Below are 17413 nucleotides of genomic sequence, written 5' to 3'. Positions count from 1 at the left end.
CGTATTGACGGTTTGACAGGCAAAAGTTGCTTTGTCTTGGAGGAGCAGAAGTATGTGTGATGCATGTGCGAACACAGCCGTCGGACGGCGTCGGCTAATGCAAGGCGGCCTGGCGTTGGCCGGGATCTCCCTGATAGGCGGCTCTTTCCTTGCGCCTGCGGCTCAGGCTCAGCCGGTGCGCGCCGCCGATACGCCGGACGCGGCGTTAAAGCTGCTGGTAGATGGCAACGCCCGCTACGCAGCAAACCAGCCGAACGAACGTGATTTCTCGGCGAATCGGGCCAACACCGCTATCGGGCAGACCCCTTTCGCTTCGATCCTTGGATGCGCAGACTCTCGTGTCGCTCCGGAATTGGCCTTTGACCAACGGCCAGGCGATCTCTTCGTGGTTCGCGTCGCCGGCAACTTCGTGACAAATGAGGGGCTCGGCAGCCTTGAATTCGGCTCGGCGGTTCTGGGAACCAAGCTGATCATGGTGCTGGGACACACCGAGTGCGGCGCAGTGAAAGCCACCATGGAGGCGCTCCAGAAGGGCAATCACCTCCCCGGCCATATCGCAGGGCTCGCTACTGCGATGAAGCCAGGCATTGAACCAGCGGTCAAGAAAGGAGGAGCCGATCTAATCCAGCAGGCGACAATCGCGAATGTCCGCTACAACGTCAAACGCCTGGAGAACGCGAGCCCGATCCTGGCAGGACTCATTGCGAAGAACCAGTTGCGCGTGGTTGGCGGTGTCTATGACCTGGCTACTGGCAAAGTCGCGATGGTGTAGGTCATCAGCACGACGTTCGCATGTTTCCGAACAATGCCTTCAATCCGCATGCATCGCATGCCGATTGAAACGGTGGCTCGCCGGCGAGTCGATTTCAGCTTGCATCATCCGCGCTAACGCCCTGGTTCTGGTCAGCAACAATATCGATGCGATACCCGGTGGGATCTCCCGCTCCGGGACCGGTACCAGCAGTGCCGTGCCGCCAATAACGATCCGTCATGTGTTCGACAAGGATCGATTTCGCCGGACAATTTTGAGAACGAGCAAGGCTGCGCCCGCCACCAGAAGCACCGCCCCCAGTACCGTCAAATCGCGGTATGAAAACGTCAGCCCCGTGGCCAGCAAAAACAGGCCAATCACCAACAGCCCGACACCAGCCATCTTTTTCAGAAGCAGCGACAACAATGCCTCCCCCTTTTGAGCAAACTCATCCTAGGTAGCCGGCGGCATTTCGGGTGGGGTTGCTGCTGCCTTGGCGAGCGCATCCCGCAACTTCTGCTCCTTGGTGTCGTCCAGGGACGTCTTCAGGACCACCCCACCTGCATCCTGGATTTCTCGCAGAACCTTGTCCGCAGTCATGTTCTTGATCAGCAAGAACAAGGCTGCACTCCCGGTATCGATCTTTCCGGAAACCTCCTTCATGAAGGCGTCATTGATACCGAAATCGGCTAATGCTCCCCCGAGTGCCCCTGACGCAGCACCGACCGCCACACCGATCAACGGGTTCAAGAAAACCATTCCGATCAGCAACCCCCAAAAGCTCCCACGGGCCGCACCGATCGCAGTCGTATTGACCAGCTGGTTGAGCTTCACATTGCCATCCGCCCCCTTAACCGCGATCACCGCATCATTGATGCTGATCAGGTACTCTTTCTGCAGGGACAGCAAACGCTGGCGGACTTCCTCTGCCTTTGCTTCAGACGGATATACAATCACGACCAGATCGGACATCTAGAACTCCCATTTATCGCCGTTGGTAACGCTTGACGAGAATGAACGCATTGATCGCGTCCGACCGCTGCCAGTTTTGAAGGAGACGACCAATCTGCAAAAATTGTAGCATCCCGCTTCCACCTCCCCTATCGGAAGAAACCCCGAGCCGGGACATAGGAATACTTCCTGAGCTACAGCGGCGGGAAATTGCAGCAGCCTCGCCCCGGCGCGTCGTGTACGAGCCCCGAGGGATATCCCCATTGCGAAAACGCCCGTCCAAGCCCCTCGGCTGTACCAGGTTGCTGTTCAAAGAGAATGCGCTTAACGTCGTCCGCAATTCATCCGGCTTGCGCCGCTAACCTCGTTTTTTTTGCCTTTGGGGTAGATCGCCAGCGAATATCAGGGTTTTGCAGGATAACTTTTTTTTGCGCGGCGGGTATGATCGGATGATTGTGCCGCCGGTTACTTCCAATGATGACCGGACAGGTCGGGAGAGCCCGCAAACGGGAACGACGCTGTGAAACGCATCTTGATCGCGGATGATCATGAGGTTGTGCGTTCTGGGCTCCGAGCCATCGTTGAGATGCGCTCCGACTGGGCCATCAGCGGAGAAGCAACCAACGGCGAAGAAGCCGTTACGATGACATCGGAATTGCGGCCGGACATCGTCATCGCTGACTATTCGATGCCGCTGATCAACGGACTTGAGGTCAGCCGTCGACTCAAGGCGCTCGGCCTGCAAACCGAAGTCCTTATTCTGACAATGCATGAAAATGAGGACTTCTTGACCGAAGCTGTCCTCGCCGGCGTCCGCGGCCTGCTCTTCAAGTCAGACGCCAAAAAACACCTGATCTCCGCAATTGAAGCGCTGCTCGATGGCAGACCTTACTTCACCAGCACCCTGCTGGAAACGCTTCTCCACGATTACCAGGTCAGCAAGCGCAACAAGCCGGACAGGGTGCTGACCTCTCGCGAGCAGGGAATTGTCCAGCTCATTGCGGAGGGCCACACCAACAGGTCGATCAGCACAATCCTGAAGGTCAGCGTGAAGACGGTTGAGACGCATCGCGCCGCCGCGATGCGCAAGCTCGGCATGTCGTCTACGGCAGAGCTGATCCGCTACGCTGTTCGCAAGAAGCTGGTCAGCCCTTAGAACAATGGATAATCCCCTATTGATCTAGTTCTCCTTTCGCGTTCGCTGGAATACCCTCGCCGACCCGATCGATCAGATACGGGAAAAAGGGATTGGAAGACGCCCGCATGAGGGTATCAAGGCTGGCGATCAGGACGTTGCGCTCGCCTCGCGGGGCTAACGTACCAAGGTTTTCTCCGAAATTCTCCGAGCTGTCCGGTTCAGTCCCATACAACGAATCACTGGTCGGAAATGGCAAGGCAACGTGCGACAGCGAATAGAACCCGCGCGGGTACACAAGGCCCAGAGAGCGCGACGTCTCGGCGGTACCATTGGCCTCTACCACTCGCTCGATCACATTGTCGCTGCCGTCATTGGCATTGGTGATTACCGATAGCCGGTATCGTCGCGGGCCGGGTGGTACGATGCGAGCCAGGGCGGTGTCGGCACTTGTTCGCAGCAACGGACCGAACTTCGCCGTCCGATTGACATCAAACAAGACCAACTCGCTCCCATTCGCGGGCAGATGTTCGTAGAGCGCGTTGACAATTGCCCGCGTACTCACTGTGAAGTCGATCAGCGATTGGAACGTCAGGACCGGCGGCAACCCCTCGAGCTTGCCATCGCGCGAATAACGCGTGATCCGCTCCTGTAGAACCTGCGTAAGGCGGTGGGACTGACGCGCACCATTGACCGGAAATGAATTGTATTTGAATGGGTTGAATTCCGGCACGACGCCGAGCCATGCGGCCTTCGCGAAAGCAGGAAGTATCGCCGGCAAGCCGGCAAGGCCCGCGAAGCGGGCAAAGCTCGTGATCCCGACCATCGGCGAGATCAACACGAGTCGATCTGATCGAGCCAGCTTTTCATCGCTGAGTGCATCGAGCGCGTAAATCAACGCCAGCGCGCCACCATTCGAGAATCCGACCAAATGCAGCGGCCCTGACGGCACGCGCTGGCGCGCCTCGCGCACGGCCAACCGGGTCGCGGCAACCCAATCTTCCCACCCAACACTGGTCAGGGCCGCCGGGACAGTGCCATGCCCGGGCAGCCTCGGCACGATCGCCAGAAATCCGTGATCCCGGTAGAAGCGCGCGATATGGCGCTGGCTGTAGGGAGAGTCCGTCAAGCCATGAAGCAAGACGACGACGCCGACCGGTTTTCCCTTGGGCTCGAGCTCAAATGAGCGGTTATAGTCTTGCGCGAAGTGTCCCGGATAAACAGGACTGCCCTCGAAGTAACGATTGGCCGGCACGCGCTCTTCGGGGTCAAGCTTCTGAGACACCTCACGCTTGACGTCCTCAAATATCTTCTCTTCCGTCGCAAGATATTGCGTCCAATTGGCTGAATTTAGCTCACCCTCACTCATTTCGGTGGGAATGTAAGTATGCCACGGCTCGAGCGGCAAACCTCTCTGCGAATCGTAGATGCGGATGCCAAGAAGCACAGCCGCGGCGACCCCGAGCAGCACTCCCGCGATTTTCACGGATTTCAGGATTCCCGCTTTCATGATCCGATCTGCCCTAGCGGTGGCATCATCGGCCGCGCATCTAGCGCCGACCGCCGGAAAGGCGCAGCAGCATCATGAATAGATTGATGAAATTGAGATAGAGCGATAGCGCTGCAATCTGTGCCTTGCGCCCTGTCGTCGTTTCATCGTCCCCGCTCTGGTACATCAACTTGATCCGTTGCGTATCGTAGGCAGTCAACCCGGCAAACACACCGACACCCACGACCGAGATCAGCCAATCGAGCGCCGTGGATCGTAGGAAAAGATTGACCAGACCGGCGATAATGAGCCCGACCAAACCCATGAACAGAAAGGTCCCCGCCGCGGAAAGATCGCGCCTGGTCGTGTAACCAAACAAGCTCAGCGCCCCGAACGTCGCAGCGGTGATGAAGAAGACCCGGGCAATCGAGGACTCGGTGTAGATGTGAAAAATCGTCGAGAGCGAGACGCCAACCAAGGCCGCGTACACCAGGAACAGCCACCGCGCCGTCGGCACCGATAGCGAGTTGATGCGCGAGCTAAGGAAGAAGACCAATACCAGGGGTGCCAACACGAAAACCCACATCACCGGGCTCTGTAGAAGCGCGGGCCCGACGAGTTGGTACGTTAGCCACGCGACAACGGCGGTCAGCCCGACACCGGCCGCCATATGGTTATAGATCCGCAACATATAAGCGCGAAGCCCCGCATCGATCGCGATGCGCTCGCCGCCCGCTCCGGACGCGGTCGTGTGCTGATCAAAGTTGGTCATCGCTTGCGCCCTCGTTCCATGAGTAGGATAGAGAGACTAGTCCTCACCTCCTGATCGGAACATCGGAAAGATTCCCGAGCCAGGTCCAGGCTAATTACCCTACTCGTCCGGACAGGGACTTTTCCACCCGGCTAACGACACGATGTTCGGACAGCTTCACTTTTCGTCAATAGCCGGCGTTGCAGATCCTCCTCGCACGTCCGGGACGGCACCCAAGCGAGGCTGGATCTACCGATTTTCTACCCGGCCCTCTACAGGAAAACCCCGATGTGCGAACGGGATAGCCGGCTCTATGCTCGGGTTTGATTCACTTGGACGCCTCGCCTTGGGGCCATCCGCGCCTCTGCGCAATTGGGACGTGCTATTCTCTCCGACCGAGCCCGAGCGAAGGTAGGTAATCTCGCGAGCGAGGGCATTCAGGGCTTGCTTGTGATCGCCGTCAGCGTCAGCTCGCTCGCCGTTGCAGCGATGTCGATGGAGACTCACTTTGTTCCACGTTTCTTTGTTTGGAGACCACAATGAAGATCTTGACCATCTGCGGTACTCTCCTCCTTGGCGGAGTGCTGATATCGATCGCACAATCAACGCCGTCGCTGGCACAATCGACCGAAACTGGCGCGTCGGCCCCAAAGGACACCGGTGCATCCGCCAGGCCGAACACCAATACCAACCCAACGAAGCATCGCCACTGGCGTCACCGTGGCGGCGCACACCCGCACTATGGTAGCCGCCGCGTCCGAACCTAGATCCGATCCTGATTGTAGATCGGCGTGGCCACCAAATGAGCGCTTCAGACATCGGACAACAGCAGCTCCACGAGCGCGCGGATCGCGATCACTCGCCCGATCCCGACGGAGTTCTCAAGCGACATAGCTTGCTCGCGACGGGCCTCACCCTACTCGCCACATGCGTTGTTCTTCTCCTGATGTGGCAAACGGCGTCAAGCCTCCTGATCGTCTTTGCGGGCGTGCTATTTGCGGCCTTCCTGGATTCCGCCGCGAGAGCCCTGGGACATATTCTGCCACTCAACCGAGCCTGGCGGCTGTCGTTGGTTCTATTGCTTCTCTCCGGCCTGCTGGGCGTTGGCTTCGTCTGGGGCACAGGCAAGCTGCCCGAGCAAACGCGCAACTTGCTGAAAGTGATGGACGCGCAGATCGATGTTCTTCAGAGGCATCTTCTCGCATATGGCGTCGACCTGCTCGGTCCCGAATGGGGACGTGACCTTACACAGTGGCTGCTCTCCGATCAGGGACGTTTTCTCAGTCATGCTCGGCTGGTCCTGGGCCGCGCGTCGACTCTTCTGACCGGCACGCTCGTCATCGGATTCCTCGGCATCCTGTTCGCGCTCGACCCCGCAAGCTATCGTGAGAGCCTGGTGGTCCTCGTCAAACCGTCCTATCGCGACCGCGTAAGATCGACGATGAATGAGATGGGCAACGTCCTGCGGCTATGGTTCGTCGGACAACTGATCCGCATCACCTTGATGACGTTGTGTGTATGGATCGTGCTCTACCTGATCGGGCTGCCCGGTCCATTCGTGCTCGGGCTCCAGGCCGGATTGTCGAATTTCATTCCTTATCTTGGACCTATCGTCGCCGCAATTCCGATAGCCCTCGTTGCAATGCCGCTTGGTGCCTCTCTGCTCATCTGGGCTGTCGTCATTTACACCGTGATTCAATCGGTCGAAGGTTATGTCATAGGACCACTGATCCAGCGCCAGGCGATCGAAACTCCGCCTGCATGGACGTTGGTGGCAATCGTTCTTCTGGGCGCACTGTTCGGCGTCATGGGAATCGCACTCGCCATGCCTTTGGTCGCGGTCGGTCGAGTCGCGATCATCAGATTCTACGTCGAGGACTATCTCGGAGATCGGACAGAGCGTCAGCAGACGACAACCGCCAATGGGTGAACCATGAGCAATAGTGCCCCCCACCTCGATAGTGCAGCGGCTCCTCCCCCGACGACATCGGGGACGACTTTTCTATGGCAACAACTTCCTTACGTTGTTGCGCTGGTACTCGCCATTGCCGGCGTCGCCTATACCAATGCTTCGCACCAGCCTCTCGTTGGCTATTGGGAGTTCCTGGCCCTCGCGATCGGCGTCGTCTGCGTCATCAGCAAATGGCCGGAGTTCGACAGCAGGGAGGCTCGATGGCAACTGATCTGGACCCAGGCCCTGCACTGGATCGCTGTCCTCGTCACGATGAACATCATGCTCCTCTCCGGCGTCCAGCAATTGCTGCCGACGCCGGCGATCAGCCTCGTACTTCTTACGCTCCTAGCGCTTGGCACATTCCTCGCTGGCGTCAGCCTCCTGTCGCCCCAAATTGCCTTCCTCGGCCTTGCAATGAGCATCGCGGTTCCCGCGATATCCTGGCTGCAACAATCGATCATCTTCTTCTTGCTCGGCGCCGTCTTGCTGGTCGGTCTCGGTATAACATTCTGGCTGCGCCGGGATCGCCGTCCCCGCACCTAAGGTCACCCGGAGGTCAAAATGCAACTCAATTGGCTCATTGCCATGATCGGCGCAACGGCAGTTGTCTGCACCAACGCCCTACCCGCGCATGCCAAGGCTTTCAGGGTGGGCAGCTTGCTGTGCATGAGCAGCCCGCGGGTTGGGCTCGTCCTCGGTTCTGCGCAGGAGCTGAACTGCGCGTTTCGTTCGATAAACCCGCAGCGTCAATACACCTATGTGGGGCGCATCAGGCGCCTGGGCCTCGACCTCGGTGTCACCAGTGCCGGAACTCTTTCATGGGCCGTCTTCGCGAGAAACGCGCGCATCCGTCCCGGCACATTGCGCGGCAACTATGTTGGCGCCAGCGCGAATGTCGCACTGGGGCCAAGCTTGGGTGCCAATGTTCTTATCGGCGGGTCTCGCCGAACGATCATGCTCCAGCCACTGTCGATCGAACGAGCGATCGGCTTGAACCTCGCCGCAGGTGTTACCAACCTGACGCTGGACTCCCGCGGACGACGATCGGTCGAGTAGCGCTCCAGCGTCGCCCGGCCACTCCGGAGTAGTCCCGTCGGGTCGCTGAGGGTTTCATCTGATGCCGATGCCGTTTGTTCAAGGCTGCCATCCCTCGCGAGCCGATAGAATGGATGGCCTCGGGAGGATGGCGTGACAGCCTGCGACGGCAGAACCGGCACAGTGACCCCCATCATTCCCCCAATCTGGGTCTACGTACTCCTGGGCATTGTGATGATCGCCGCCGGCGTTCTCGCGCTCAGTGACGTCGCGTTTGCGACCATCGTCAGCGTCAAGCTGATCGGAATAGCCGCCATCGCTGCCGGCGCATTCGAGATTGCTCATACGCTCTTGACCAGAGGATGGGGCCATTGCCGGAGACAAGGCTCGAAGGGGCTAGAGCCGTCATGCGGTTCCGATCTCAATATACCCTCCGTGTCAGTTCAGGGTTTTGTGGGATAGTGCTCCAGGTCCCCTGCTGTATGGTTCGCTCACTTCACAAGAGACGGCGAAACGCCTCGACAGTGGGACGTGCGAAAATGAAGAAATATCTGGGTCTGTTGTTCTTGCTTGGCGTTGCCGTAGCTACGCCTGTCACCGATGCGTTTGCGCAGGCCGGACGAGGCGCGGTGTCAGGCGCGATCATCGGCGGAGCCATTGGTGGTCGGCGTGGCGCGGCCATAGGTGCAACTGCAGGTGCTATTTCCGGAGCTCGCCGGCATAGTTGGCACAGCTATTATTGGCGGCATGGACAGTGCTGGTACCGCTCACGGAGCGGAAGATCTCACCCCGTTTCGAGCCGGTATTGCCGCTAAGGGCCTATTTCCCTCGAAGGTGTTGCCGCTTCTTCTGGCCCCGCGTGTGCGACAGTCTTGGCGCGAGCCGAGGGTGCGACGGCGAAGGCCCCGCTTTTCCAAACGCGTGTTCGCAAAGAAACTCGCAATTGAAGCCGCCGGGTCGGCTCTTTAGCCACCGTCGGCATTGAGACCTTGGAGACTCAGCATGTCAAAGATCTACGTTTCCGTGCTCCTGTGCATGGCTGCAATTGCGACCACCACACCTGCGCTCGCACAAGTACAGCCCGCCCGGGCTGGAGGCCTGACCTGCGATGCCGCCCCACGGGTCGGACTGATCGTCGGCTCGCGGCAAACTCTAAGATGCGTGTTTCGCTCAAACAGCGGGCGCCAGTACAGGTATAGCGGCACTATAGGGCGGCTCGGCCTCGACGTCGGCGTGACCGGCGGCGGGCGGCTATTCTGGGGCGTCTTCGCGCCAACTTCCCACGTCGGCTATGGCGCGCTGCGAGGCACATATGTCGGCGCGAGTGGAAACGCGTCGTTTGGACCTGGTTTGGGCGCCAATGTTCTGATCGGCGGATCCAATCGAACGATTTCGCTGCAGCCGCTGTCGGTCGAAGGCCAATTTGGCGTCAATCTCGCGCTGGGAGTGGCACGTCTAACGCTCAGGTAGATCGGCTCTTCTGTTTCGGAGAGACACGCGTGAGAGTGTTGGAAACATGGATCGGAAAACTGTTCGCGCTCGCTCTTCCCGTATGGCTTGCGGGATGCGCCGCCGTCTACAATTTACCCAGCAATATCCCTCTGGGAGACGCGCTCGCCGACAGCCGCTTCGGCCGAGAGGTCCCAAATTTTGACGACGACGTTCTGCTCGCCCTCTCGTTCTCGGGTGGCGGCATGCGCGCGGCGGCATTCTCATTTGGAGTCCTGACCGAGCTCGACCACGCTCGCGTCGGATCCAATAGCAAGGCGAAGTCGCTCCTCGACCGGGTGGACTTCGTATCCGGCGTCTCCGGAGGGGCGGTCACCGCGGCCTATTTCGGGCTCAAGAAGCGTGCCGCGTTGGATGATTTCCGCGAGCGCTTCCTGCTGCGAAATGCCGAGGAAGGTCTCTCAACCAGAGTCTCATTTGGCAATATTGCCCGCGCTTTTGGCGGTGGTGTCAACGACAGCCAGTTTACGAACTGGCTCGATCCCAATCTGTTTGAAGGCGCGCGATTTGACGCCCTCCGCGAAGACCGACCGCCGCGGGTCTGGATCAACGCCTCCGACATTTACAATCGCACACCATTCGTGTTCGGCCGAACCTCCTTCGATGCCCTGTGCAGTGACATCAGGTCCTATCGCGTTGCCGAAGCGGTGGCAGCGTCGGCTGCCGTGCCGCTTGCGTTCGCGCCAATCGTGCTGGAGACGTTTCCAGGCGGCTGCAGCGCACAATCTCCGCCATTGCTCGAACGGGCCCGCCATGATCCGCGAGCGCAGCCGCTGCTGCGATCGTTTGCTGAGGCCAATGCGCGCTACCGCGACGGGTCAATGCGCTTCGTAAAGCTACTCGACGGTGGCCTCGTCGATAATCTCGGCTTGTCCGGATTCAGTATTGCACTGATGGCGGCCCAGCGACCGTACGAGCCTATGTCCGAACAACAGGCCGTGAAGGTCCGCCGTATCATGGTCCTCGTCGTCGATGCCGGCCGCGGCGCCTCCGGCGATTTCACCCAGCAGATCGAGGGGCCGAGCGGCACCCAGCTGGTCGCCGCCGTCGCCTCTACCGCGATCGATGCGAGTGTGAGGCTAAGCTATGCGGCTTTTTCCTCCCAACTCAATGAATGGACCAGCAAGGTTCGGCGCTGGCGATGCAGCCTTTCGGCTACCGAACGCAGCCGCCTCGGCGTCGGCGTCAACTGGCGTTGCGGCGACCTTGTTCTCTACATTGACCGGCTGGGTTTCGACAGACTCGGTCCTGCGCGCGCCGGTGTCCTCGACTCCATCCCGACACGGTTCGTATTGCCGCCCGATCAGATCGACCTCTTGACCCAGAGCGGTGCCGACGCGCTGCGTGAAAGCCCAGCCTATCGGGCGTTTCGAAGCGGCAGTTAGACCCCACATTTCTCGTCACAGGAGACCAGCCAGATGAAAAGACGCACATTCCTGACCGGGGGCGCAACGGCCGCTGCTGGATTGTCGATTCAGCCTGCCTTCCCGGACTCTCCGTCCACGACTGCTCAGCCTTTGACGGCGACGGCCGTCGAATCCTCCGCCGCACGCCTGCGCACCCAGTTCTCAAAACAATTCGATCCCGAATACGTCGAGAATGCGATTCTCCCGTTCTTCCTGGTGAGCGTCTACCAGGGAGAGCGGTCCTTGCTGCCCATGATCGATTTGAGCCTTACCAAAGAGAATGCGCTGCCCACGGATATGTGGGGGCTGATTAGCAAAAGCTGGAGGCCCGCTCCCCAGGACGGCGTCACTGTCTTTCTCCAGGGATTGGACAAGCGCGGCCCCGAGAACCGACGCAAGCGAATCTACATGACCGCCCTTACGCCAGACCTCTACCGTCCGATGTACAGCGACAAGGTCACAAAGTTCTTCGATGGCCTCTTGGGACCAGGCAACGCCGGCAAGCCGCTGATGCGGTCATATCTCGACACCTTCTGGGACATCTACTGGGACCTCCACCTTGGCATCAAGGGCGACGCAATCCCGGCGCAGGTGCGCCAGATCGGTGCGAGCTTCAACACTGTCCTCGCCTATCGAGATCCGACCCTGCAAATCGTGTACGAGAATTACATGACAGTTCGGAAGAACCTCGATTTCCTGCGAAGCTGGATCGACGCTCGGCTCGCGGATATCGAGACGGGCAAAATCCCGGATCCGGAAAAGACATTCGCCTGGTACTGGCTCAAAAATGGCGCCGGCGACGACAATTTCGCCCACAAGGATGTTGTCTTCGAGTGCTTCCACAACTTCGTTGCGTTCAGCCAATGGGGCAATTCGCTTTACAACATCATGCTGAAATTGGGCAGGACGACCGGAGATCCGGAAACCCAGGCATGGTTCAAGAAGACCATGCAAATGGATTACGACACCGTCGACGGCTCATCGTTCGCTCCCCTCGAGCGCTTCGTCATGGAACTCTTCCGGACGATTTCGCCTAATAGCGGCAGCATTTCGGCGCTGCAGGAGACCACGCCACCGGCCTTTGAAAGGTCCGGTTATATCATCAGCCCGCATACCACCACGAGCCTCGATGCCGTCCATTGGGAGAACCCAACCAAGTTCGATCCGTCGCGCTATGTGAGCGCTCCGACAAGCGCCCAGATCGACGAGGCGTGGGTTCAGCGGCTCGGAATGGCTCGATGCCCCTTCGAGAAGACGAGCTACGATGTGAAGGACGGGCGGAAGGTCGCGATGCAGAACAGCGGCTTTGGGACCGTCTTCGGTGTCGCTGATGGCAAGTCGCTGCCGGTTTGCGACTATGCCGGCTTTGCGCCATTCGGTTTCGGCTATCGCCGTTGTCCCGGTGAGCAACTGACCATCAACGTCTTCGAAGACCTCCTCCGGACGGTCTGGAAAAGCAATATCGATTTCCTCAAGCTCGATATCAGCAATCCCGACGTATTGCCCGTTGGACCAATGACTGTAGTCAGGGATGAAGTCGGATTCCTACGGCGGACCTGACAATGCCGCACGAGCTCGTGCCGCACCCCTATGACTGGGCGAGCGAAAGGATGAGGCAATTGCTCACAGGCGCTGTGCGCTTCACCGAACTCTCGCTCGCTGTCGCCCTCGACGTAGTTTCGTGATGAAGATCTAGATCAAGTGCGGGAGGAGGTCCGTCATGCTTTCGAAACCAGTCAGCACTGCCGCGGTCGCTGCTATCTGTTCTATAGCCGCATGGCCGCTCGATGCATCCGCGGAAATCTTCGTCACGACTGCCAGCATCACGCGCGGAGAGCTGGTCATCGTAGGACGGGTCCGACGCCCGCGCGAGCCCAGCGTGGAGATCAAGATCAACCCAACCAAGACGGTAAGGGTCGAGAGCACGCCGACTGGGGGGTTTAGGTGGATCGGCGCTGAGTTTCCCTCGACGTGTATCGTTAAAGTCACCTCCGGGCCCGACACCCGAGACGTGGTGATACAAAACTGCGGCCTTCCCGGACCTGCCGGGCCACCCGGACCGACAGGTCCATCGGGGCCCGCTGGTCCGATGGGGCCGCCCGGGCCAAAGGGAGGCTAACGAGGATCGGTCAGCCAACCCTCTCCGCACGATGCCTCGGCCGAAAGCAGCATCACCCGGGTGATCCCTTTCGTACCTCGCCTCGACTATGGCCCCCGACCATTCGACGTTCCGCAAGCAGAGCTGCCCGCGACTTTATCGGTGAGCAAGTCTGACAAAGGAATCGACTATGGCCGCAGTCGAGAGACCGTATTTGTCGAACAAGAACTGGGCCGTACCGCCTTCAGCAAATACGTCGGACACGCCGAGTCGCGCGAACGGGACGGCAATGCCGGCTTCTCCAAGCACCTCCGCCACCGCCGACCCAAGACCACCGATCACGCTATGATTTTCGGCGACCAGCAGCGGCTTCCCGGTCCCGGCAATACCAAGGATGCCGTCACGGTCGAGTGGCTTGACGGTGTGCGCATTGACGATTCCGACATCGAGCCCCTGCACCCGCAGATCGGCAGCGGCTTCCATCGCGAGAGCGACCATCACCCCGGACGCAACAATGGTGCCATCACGACCCTCGACAATGGTCTGCAGCTTGCCAAGCGTCAGCTTCGGCACGTCCGCGGGAATGATCAGCGGCATCTCGCCCCGCTTGATACGCATGTAGACGGGGCCGCGATGGGCGGCGATCGCCTCTACCAAATCGGTCACCTGATCGCCGTCGGCCGGCTCGACCACCATCATGTTGGGCACGGCGCGCATGATCGCGACATCGTCAATGGCTTGATGAGTCGGGCCACCGGGAGACGTCAACCCCGGCATGAATCCGACCAACTTCACATTGGCGTTGGGATAGGCGATTTGCAGCACGACCTGATCCAGCGAACGGCGCGTTGCGAACACCGAGAAGGTGTTGACGAAGGGAACGTCGCCCTCGCGCGCCATGCCCGAGGCGGCGCACATCAAGTTGGCCTCGGCGACGCCGAAATTGAAGAACCGCTCGGGAAACTGGTCACGGAACAGATCGGTCTCGGTTGGTCCGGTGAGATCGGCGCCGAGACAGACGACGTTCGGATCGCGCTGGGCAAGCGCAACCAGTGCCTGACCATAGGCCTTCATCTTCAACGGAGTCTCGCTGCGCCAGATCGGCGCCGACTTGGCGATCGTGATGCCCGGGGTTGAACGGGAAGCGACGGTAGACATTGATCAAGCCTCCAGTTCGGCGAGGGCGCGCACGGCAGCCTCCGGCGGCAGTTTGAGGAAATGGCTGTAGGTGCCGGCGAGGAATGAAACACCGTGGCCCGGAACGGTGGTCGCAATAATCGCGGTAGGGCGTTCACGTTCCTGGCGTGCCGCGTCGAGCGCATCGAGAATCTGCGGCACGGCGTTACCGTCGATCGTGACGACCCGCCAGCCGAACGCCGCCCATTTCGCCGCGATATCGCCCATGTCGATGACGCGGTCGGTGCGGCCGTCCACCTGCATGTTGTTGACATCGACGATCGCGCAGACGTTGCCGAGGTGGAAGCTCGCCGCCGCCATGGCCGCCTCCCAGGTCTGTCCCTCCTGCAGTTCGCCATCACCGATCACCACATAGACCCGCGACGGGCGACGGCGACGCCGCAGCGTCAATGCCTTGCCCACGGCCACGGAGAGACCCATGCCGAGCGAGCCGCAGGTGGCTTCCACGCCGGGCAGGCGCTCGGAGGCGATGATCTCCATCGGACTGCCATCGCGGCCATAGTCGTCCATCTGCGCCATGGTCATGCAGCCGCTCTCTGCGAGAGCTGCGAACAATCCAACGCCATAGTGCGCCGGCGACAACAGGAATTGGTCGCGGTCCGGCCAGGCGAGATCGTCGGGCCGGTATGCCATCTCGTGGAAGTACAGCGCAGCCAGGATGTCCGCGCAGCCGAGCCCCTGGCCGGCATAGCCTTCGCGCAGCGGCGCCACCATGCGTACCACATGCCGACGCAGGCGCTTCGCCTTCGCTTCTACTTCGTTTGCGGGCAAGGCCAACCCTCGCGGTGGTATTCTGCTCATCGCTTTTCTCCCGTCACTGCACACGGTTGGAGACGGTTTCGCGCAGCGCCGCTTCGAGCCGCTGCAGCCCCTCCTCCGCTTCCTCGTCCGTCATCACCAGCGGCGGCGCGAGCCGCACCACGTTCGACTGGGAGCCGGACGGCGGCAGGACGATGACGCCGCGGGCTGCGGCGGCCGCGACCACCTTCAGCGCGCGCTCGGGATCGGGCGTCTTGTCGATCGGGTTGTCGACCAACTCGATGCCCATCGACAGACCCATGCCACGACCGTCGCCGACGCCGGGAATCTCCTTCACCCAGCGGGCGAAGCGCTGATGGAAGATGGTGGTCAGATGTCGCGCGCGGGCCACGAGGCCCTCGCTTTCGATCACGTCCAGTGTGGCGAGACAGGACGCACAAGCCAACGGATTGCCGCCATAGGTCGAACTCAACACACCGGCCGGAAGTGCATCGAACAGATCGTGTCGTCCGATCACCGCGCTCATCGGCAGGCCGCTGGCAATGCCTTTGGCAACCGCGAGCAGGTCGGGCTCGACACCATGTTCCTGGAAGGCGAACCAGTTGCCGGTCCGCCCGAAAGCCGACTGGACCTCGTCCATGATCAGGAGTGCCCCAAGCCTGTCAGCAAAGCCACGCAGCCGCCGCCAGAATGCTGACGGCGCGACATGCGCCCCGCCCGCGCCGAGGAAGGGCTCGACGATGATGGCGGCGACCTGGCCGATCGAATTGATGCGGACCACCTCCTCCGCCATGTCCATGCACAGTTCGGCCCATTGTTCGGGATCGAACTGCGACGGACGGCGATAGCTGTTGGGGAACGGCACCACGATGGAGCCGGGAACCGTGGGGCCGACGATACGTCGCGTGCCGGGCATGCCCGACAGCGACGAGGTGCTGATGGATTTGCCGTGGAACGACTCGGCAAAGGACACGATCTCGAACCGCTTCGTCGCCGCCTTGGCGATTTTGACCGCGTTGTCGATGGCCTCTGCGCCGGTCGAAAGCAGCGCTACCGCATCAAAGCGGCCGCCAGCGTAGCGAAGCAACCGCTTGCCGACCTCGGCCCGCAGCGGATGCGGCGCGTCGTAGCAGTTCAGCAGCCGAGCGGCCTGCTCCTGGATCGCCTTGACCACCTTCGGGTGGCAGTGGCCGGTATTGGCCACCAGCACGCCGGAGGTGAAGTCGATGAACTCGCGGCCCTCCACGTCGCGGATGCGAGCGCCGCTGGCACTCTCCCAGACGATGGAATCGTGCCCCGGGGCCAGCGACCAGAGATGAGCGGCTTCCTCGCCGCGATAATGGCTCGAGTGATCAGAATGGGCGGATGCCGCGCTGTCGGTTGCTGCTCTAGGGGTCATGGGCGCGCTGGATCCTTGGTTTGAATGACTGAACATGTCGGTGAAGAAGTCAGATGAGATGACAGGCCGCCTGGTGCCCCGGCCCGACGGTGCGTACCGGCGGCGCCTCGACACGGCAGCGTGTCTCAACCAGAGGACAGCGGCTCGCGAACCGACAACCGGTCGGAGGATCGATCAGGCTGGGCGGCTCGCCCTGCAGCATTTCCCGCGGCTTGGTCACGCCGCGGACGCGCGGCACCGCATCGAGCAGCGCCCGCGTATAGGGGTGGCGAGGCGACTCATAGAGCGCTCGCCTGGGCGCGATCTCGACAATGCTGCCGGCATACATCACAGCAACGCGCGTGGAGACGGTGCGCACCACCGCGAGATCATGGGCGATGAAGAGATAACTGAGGCCGAATTGCGCCTGCAGGTCCATCAGCAAGTTGACCACCTGCGCTTGCATGGAGACGTCGAGCGCGGACACTGCCTCGTCGCAGACGATGAAATCCGGCTGCAGCGCAAGCGCGCGGGCGATCACAATGCGCTGGCGCTGCCCCCCGGAGAACTCGTGCGGATAACGCCGGACCGCGCTGCGCGGCAGCCCCACCATGTCGAGCAACTCGTCGATGCGGGCCTGCCGGCGGCGGCGGTCGAAGCCCCCAGCGATATCCAGCGGTTCAGCAATGGCATCGCCTACCACCATGCGCGGGTTGAGTGCGGCCTGCGGATCCTGAAACACGAATTGCAGGCGTCGCCGAACGGCCTTCAGATTGGCCTTGGCGGCGTCGCCGCAGATGTCGCGGCCGAATAATCGGATTTGCCCGCTGGTGGCGGGATAGACGCCAACCAGCATGCGCCCGACGGTGGACTTGCCCGAGCCGGATTCGCCGACGAGGCCGAGCGTCTCCTCGGCTGCAATGGTGAAACTGACATCGCTGACGGCGTGCAGCGACTGCGCGTTGCGGCCGCGCGCGCTGGTCATCGGGAATATCTTGGA

Annotated in this window: 18 protein-coding genes; 10 read left to right on the top strand and 8 right to left on the bottom strand. The window is 60.8% G+C overall.

Annotated features, from left to right (window positions below; all coding sequences use genetic code 11):
• Positions 1-52: 52 nt before the first annotated feature.
• A complete protein-coding gene (locus ACLFLU_RS11985; RefSeq protein WP_426412386.1) occupies positions 53-772 on the top strand; it encodes a carbonic anhydrase in 720 nt (239 codons plus the stop codon).
• Positions 773-988: 216 nt separating this feature from the next.
• On the opposite strand, the gene ACLFLU_RS11980 is transcribed toward ACLFLU_RS11985, so the two are convergent.
• Together ACLFLU_RS11980 and ACLFLU_RS11975 are read right to left on the bottom strand one after the other, a co-directional pair.
• A complete protein-coding gene (locus ACLFLU_RS11980) occupies positions 989-1174 on the bottom strand; it encodes a hypothetical protein (RefSeq protein WP_426412385.1) in 186 nt (61 codons plus the stop codon).
• Between the two features lie 30 nt (positions 1175-1204).
• Positions 1205-1723 carry a DUF1269 domain-containing protein gene (locus ACLFLU_RS11975; RefSeq protein ID WP_426412384.1) on the bottom strand — a complete coding sequence of 173 codons (519 nt, stop codon included), beginning with the start codon at positions 1721-1723 and terminating at the stop codon, positions 1205-1207.
• A 499-nt stretch (positions 1724-2222) separates the two neighbouring features.
• Here ACLFLU_RS11975 and ACLFLU_RS11970 point away from each other — a divergent pair, with 499 nt between their 5' ends.
• Positions 2223-2858 carry a response regulator gene (locus ACLFLU_RS11970; protein WP_426412383.1) on the top strand — a complete coding sequence of 212 codons (636 nt, stop codon included), beginning with the start codon at positions 2223-2225 and terminating at the stop codon, positions 2856-2858.
• A 16-nt stretch (positions 2859-2874) separates the two neighbouring features.
• On the opposite strand, the gene ACLFLU_RS11965 is transcribed toward ACLFLU_RS11970, so the two are convergent.
• Positions 2875-4347 (bottom strand): alpha/beta hydrolase, encoded by a 1473-nt coding sequence (locus tag ACLFLU_RS11965; protein WP_426412382.1) that lies wholly within the window; start codon positions 4345-4347, stop codon positions 2875-2877.
• A gap of 40 nt (positions 4348-4387) precedes the next feature.
• Entirely contained in the window at positions 4388-5098 is a 711-nt protein-coding gene (locus tag ACLFLU_RS11960) for a Bax inhibitor-1/YccA family protein (RefSeq protein WP_426412381.1), read from the bottom strand.
• 781 nt (positions 5099-5879) lie between these two features.
• On the opposite strand from ACLFLU_RS11960, the gene ACLFLU_RS11955 reads away from it, so the two are divergent.
• From ACLFLU_RS11955 to ACLFLU_RS11920, 8 genes are all read left to right on the top strand, one after another.
• The gene (locus ACLFLU_RS11955) at positions 5880-7007 is read left to right on the top strand and encodes an AI-2E family transporter (protein WP_426412380.1); all 1128 of its coding nucleotides are present in this window, start codon (positions 5880-5882) and stop codon (positions 7005-7007) included.
• 3 nt (positions 7008-7010) lie between these two features.
• Positions 7011-7574: a hypothetical protein gene (locus ACLFLU_RS11950; protein WP_426412379.1), complete on the top strand. Its 564-nt coding sequence runs from the start codon at positions 7011-7013 to the stop codon at positions 7572-7574.
• 18 nt (positions 7575-7592) lie between these two features.
• Positions 7593-8087: a DUF992 domain-containing protein gene (locus tag ACLFLU_RS11945; RefSeq protein WP_426412378.1), complete on the top strand. Its 495-nt coding sequence runs from the start codon at positions 7593-7595 to the stop codon at positions 8085-8087.
• Positions 8088-8300: 213 nt separating this feature from the next.
• A complete protein-coding gene (locus tag ACLFLU_RS11940) occupies positions 8301-8528 on the top strand; it encodes a DUF308 domain-containing protein (protein WP_426413971.1) in 228 nt (75 codons plus the stop codon).
• Positions 8429-8881, top strand: a complete 453-nt coding sequence (locus ACLFLU_RS11935; RefSeq protein WP_426412377.1) for a YMGG-like glycine zipper-containing protein — start codon at positions 8429-8431, stop codon at positions 8879-8881. The genes ACLFLU_RS11940 and ACLFLU_RS11935 overlap by 100 nt, the downstream gene beginning before the upstream one ends.
• Positions 8882-9068: 187 nt before the next feature.
• Positions 9069-9536: a DUF992 domain-containing protein gene (locus ACLFLU_RS11930; RefSeq protein WP_426412376.1), complete on the top strand. Its 468-nt coding sequence runs from the start codon at positions 9069-9071 to the stop codon at positions 9534-9536.
• Between the two features lie 38 nt (positions 9537-9574).
• Entirely contained in the window at positions 9575-10960 is a 1386-nt protein-coding gene (locus ACLFLU_RS11925; RefSeq protein ID WP_426413970.1) for a patatin-like phospholipase family protein, read from the top strand.
• Between the two features lie 33 nt (positions 10961-10993).
• A complete protein-coding gene (locus ACLFLU_RS11920; protein WP_426412375.1) occupies positions 10994-12541 on the top strand; it encodes a hypothetical protein in 1548 nt (515 codons plus the stop codon).
• A gap of 694 nt (positions 12542-13235) precedes the next feature.
• On the opposite strand, the gene ACLFLU_RS11915 is transcribed toward ACLFLU_RS11920, so the two are convergent.
• From ACLFLU_RS11915 to ACLFLU_RS11900, 4 genes are all read right to left on the bottom strand, one after another.
• On the bottom strand, positions 13236-14237 hold the full coding sequence (locus ACLFLU_RS11915; RefSeq protein WP_426412374.1) for a transketolase family protein: 1002 nt from the start codon (positions 14235-14237) through the stop codon (positions 13236-13238).
• A gap of 3 nt (positions 14238-14240) precedes the next feature.
• Positions 14241-14990 carry a transketolase gene (locus tag ACLFLU_RS11910; RefSeq protein ID WP_426412373.1) on the bottom strand — a complete coding sequence of 250 codons (750 nt, stop codon included), beginning with the start codon at positions 14988-14990 and terminating at the stop codon, positions 14241-14243.
• Positions 14991-15090: 100 nt separating this feature from the next.
• Entirely contained in the window at positions 15091-16434 is a 1344-nt protein-coding gene (locus tag ACLFLU_RS11905) for an aspartate aminotransferase family protein (protein WP_426412372.1), read from the bottom strand.
• A gap of 49 nt (positions 16435-16483) precedes the next feature.
• On the bottom strand, positions 16484-17398 hold the full coding sequence (locus ACLFLU_RS11900; RefSeq protein ID WP_426413969.1) for an ABC transporter ATP-binding protein: 915 nt from the start codon (positions 17396-17398) through the stop codon (positions 16484-16486).
• Between the last annotated feature and the right edge of the window lie 15 nt (positions 17399-17413).

It is taken from the genome of Bradyrhizobium ganzhouense, assembly GCF_049949285.1.
Classification (GTDB): domain Bacteria; phylum Pseudomonadota; class Alphaproteobacteria; order Rhizobiales; family Xanthobacteraceae; genus Bradyrhizobium; species Bradyrhizobium ganzhouense.
Note: the sequence above shows the minus strand (reverse complement) of the source record. Positions and strands in the feature narration are given on the sequence as shown.